Origin of the sequence: Bradyrhizobium sp. AT1 (genome assembly GCF_001590795.1) — a bacterium.
In the GTDB taxonomy this organism is placed as follows: Bacteria; Pseudomonadota; Alphaproteobacteria; order Rhizobiales; family Xanthobacteraceae; genus Bradyrhizobium.
The window spans coordinates 6,811,764-6,815,186 of record NZ_JXDL01000001.1 but is presented as its reverse complement, the minus strand read 5'-3'; the positions used below and the strand labels follow the sequence as shown (position 1 = coordinate 6,815,186).

3 protein-coding genes and 1 pseudogene are annotated in these 3,423 nt (G+C 67.8%); all 4 read right to left on the bottom strand.

Annotated features, from left to right (window positions below; translation table 11 throughout):
• Window positions 1–125, bottom strand: a pseudogene (locus SE92_RS37485) (septal ring lytic transglycosylase RlpA family protein); the annotation flags it as partial.
• Between the two features lie 153 nt (window positions 126–278).
• A complete protein-coding gene (locus SE92_RS36875; protein ID WP_198172828.1) occupies window positions 279–446 on the bottom strand; it encodes a hypothetical protein in 168 nt (55 codons plus the stop codon).
• Window positions 447–473: 27 nt separating this feature from the next.
• A complete protein-coding gene (locus SE92_RS31605) occupies window positions 474–1,724 on the bottom strand; it encodes a DUF1501 domain-containing protein (protein ID WP_063202374.1) in 1,251 nt (416 codons plus the stop codon).
• 2 nt (window positions 1,725–1,726) lie between these two features.
• Complete coding sequence (locus SE92_RS31600; RefSeq protein ID WP_063202372.1) at window positions 1,727–3,184, bottom strand: DUF1800 domain-containing protein; 1,458 nt, start codon at window positions 3,182–3,184, stop codon at window positions 1,727–1,729.
• Window positions 3,185–3,423 lie beyond the last annotated feature (239 nt).

Here is a 3,423-nt window from a genome sequence, read left to right as displayed (position 1 = left end):
TTTTGGCGGCCGACCGGCGATTGCGCGCAGGCCGCGAGCGAGGCGGCGCCGGCGATGGCCAGCAGCAGCCGGCACGAGGTTGCGAAGGAAATCCGGGCAGTTTCGGCACGTGCAATACGAGACATGGTACGCCCCTCCGAACGGTCCGATTTTCGGTGGGGAATGAGGGCAGAACCTTGTCGGAACAAAAGCGGGGCTGAGGCTGCCGCCGTTTCGCGTCAGCTGTGACGATTCCACCACAGTGGCCTGTCCTGAATCGATACAGCCCGGCGGAGAAATCAGCTCGATACGACGCGCCAGATGACGGGGCGCTCGTGCGGCTGGCTCTCGTCCGGCTCCGCATCGCCCTTCAGGAGCCGCGCGAGCTCGCGCCGATAGAGCCTCCGCCAGCCCGTCTTCAGGCTGGCGAGAAAGTCGAGCTCCAATTGTGTCGGTGTGCACATCATGAACCCGATCCGGTTGCGAGGGCGCCGTCAGCCGACGAGGCCTCCCATCGGTTTGATGTCGGCGCTGCCGGGGAAGACCGTTTCGGCCAGAACCTTCTCCTCAACCCGCAGGTGATCCCTCAGCAGGCCCTTCAACACGGCGCGAAGATCCGTCGTCGGCTTGAGGTCGCGATCCTCGAGCAGCTGCGTCGGCTTCAAGCCCGGCCAGTCCGCGATGACGCGGCCGCCGGCGAGACCGCCGCCGATCAGGAAGGCGACCGTGCCGGTGCCGTGATCCGTCCCTTGCGTGCCGTTGATGCGCGCCGTGCGGCCGAACTCGGTGACGACGGCCACCACAGTCTCCTGCCATGCATCGCCGATGTTGCTCTCGATCGCGGCGAAGGCGCCGTCGAGCGCGCCGAGCAAATTGTAGAGCTGGCCCGACGCTGCGCCTTCCGCGATATGCGTGTCCCAACCGACGAAGCCCATGGCGCCGACGCGCGGACCGTCGGGCTTGGCGAGATAGCGCGCGGCGGTGCCGGCGGCCTCGGCGAAATAGGCGCGCACCCGCGCGATCCCCGGCGGCGCCAAAGTCGGATCTTCAGACATTGCATCGCCCGTGCCCGGTGCGCCACCGAGCGAAGCCAGCTTCATGCGCGCCTGCAGCACGGTCGCAAGCTTCGGATCGGTGTGCTGATAGAGATCGAGCAGGCGGCGCTGCGTGTCCTCGCTCGCAGGCAGCAATCGCTGCGGCACCCATGTCATCACAGGCGCGGAGCCGCGCACCACCAGCGGCGTCACCGAGCCGATGCCGAGCGCGCGGCTGCCGCGCGGGTCGACGCGCCCGCCCGACTCCAGCGCGAGCAGCGCGCGGTTGAGCCAACCCGACGCGGTCACGCCCGGCTTTGCCATGCCGCTCTCCAGCACGTCCTGCCCGTCGAAATGCGAACGCTCGCGATAGGGCGTCGCCGTGGCATGGACGATCGCGGCCTTGCCGCTCTTGTAGAGACGGTGCAGGTTCGGCATGGCCGGATTGAGCGCGAAGAAGGCATCGAGCGGCAGTGCCGGCGGCTTGCCGTCCAGCACCAGCGCGCGGTCGCCGCGCAAGGAGATCCAGTCGGGATCGCCGACCGGCGCGACGGCGCCGAGGCCGTCGAGCGCGCCGCGCAGGACGATGACGAGCAGGCGCGGGTCGCGTCCTTCGGCGCGCGCGATCCGCGGCATCTGGCTCCACGCGAACAGCGCGCCGGATCCGGCCAGAAGCTCGCGCCGCGTCGGCAGGTGATTGACGAGACCCATGCTCACCTCCTCTGAAAATCCGCCGACATGAACAGCAATGCCAGCGCCTGCTGCCGGCTCTCGGCGCGGCCGACCGCCTGCTTCACTTCTGAGGCGATCTGCGATGCGAAGACGTCCTCGATGATGGCCTGCGGATCGGCCATGCCGGAGACGCGCTCGGCGAAATTGTTGGCGACGTCGAGCCGCCGGCCGACGCCGTCGATCCAGCTCGCCTCGTCATCGGGATAGCCCGTTGGCGCGGACGGACGCCACAACGGCTCTCCGAGCAGTTGCTGGCCGCCGGTGTAGAGCACGGGATCGACCTGGGTGATGCCGATCGCGCGCACCATGCCGACGACCCATTCGCTGGGCCGCTTGAGTTTTGACGGCGGGGCCCGCCAAGCCTCGTCCGACGACACCATCGCGATGGCGACCTGCTTGAGATCGCCCTCGGTGTCGCGAAAGGATTTCGCCATCTGTTCGACCAGGACCGGCGGCGGCTCGTCGGCGACGAAATGGCGCGCGAGCTTGGTCGCGACATGAGTCGCGGTCGCCGGATGCGCGGCGAGGTCGCGCAAAACGGCGCGGCCCTGCTCGACGTCGTCCTGCTCGTAACGCTTGCCGAGCACGGTCTGTCCGCCGGGCTCGTGCAGCCGCGGATTGAAGGTGAACTCGCCGCCATGCTGGGGATCGGCGCCCGGCGGCACCAGCGTCCAGCCGGTCATGACGTTGGCGAAGCTGATGACGTCGTCCTGGGCGTAGCCGGTGCGCACGCCGAGCGTATGCAGCTCCATGATCTCGCGCGCGATGTTCTCGTTGAGGCCGCGGTTGCGGTTGATGCCGGCGGTCGAGTTGGCGCCCATCGATTCCAGATTGTCGAGATAGAACAGCATGGCCGGATGGCCTTCGACGGCCAGCAGGAGATCGACGAACCGGCCGAGTGCATTGGCGCGAACCGCCTCGCGCTCATAGGCGCCGGACATGCTCTGGATCTTGTTGGCCGAGATGCAGAAATGGTTGGACCAGAACCACACCAGCCGCTCGGCGAAGCCGATCTCGGCGGCGAGCGCGGCTTCCGTGCGCAGCTTGGCTTCCTGCAAATACATGGGACGGCCGGGATCGGGAATGGCGTCTGCGGCCTGCCTGGCCGCCATCTCGGCCGCGTCCTTTTCCTGGGCGTAGCCCTGCGCCTGGCCTTCCGGCTGCCCCTGAGCCTGATCGGCCGAGGCCATCTGCTGCTTCTTGGCCTGCTGCGCCTGCTTGGCGCGCGCCGTTCGCCGGGCATTGGCATCGGCCACGGTGCGATAGGCCTTCGCGCTGGGGGGAAGGCTGGCGGCAGCACTCAAGCCGAGCGGCCGGTCCAGCTCGGCGATCAGCGCGCCGCGCGGGTCGCTCCCAATGACGGCGATCGAGCCTGGACGCGGCCCGGCTCCGAAGCGATGCAGCGCCAGCACGGCGTCGGCCTTTGCGGAATTGCTCATGGCGGGGTGTCCGGTTTAGGCTACGCACTGTAATGCTACATAATGTAGCATTCATCAATTGAGCCGACAAGCGGAGATTGTGGCACTCCGTCAAGACACCAAGAGCCGTGAACGCGCGGGACGGGCTTTGGGTTGAATCAGTTGCCGCGGCCGGTTCACCTCTCCCGCTTGCGGGAGAGGTCGCGCCGAAAGGCGCGGGTGAGGGCTTTCTCCTCTTGGGATAGTCCCATTGCGGAGAC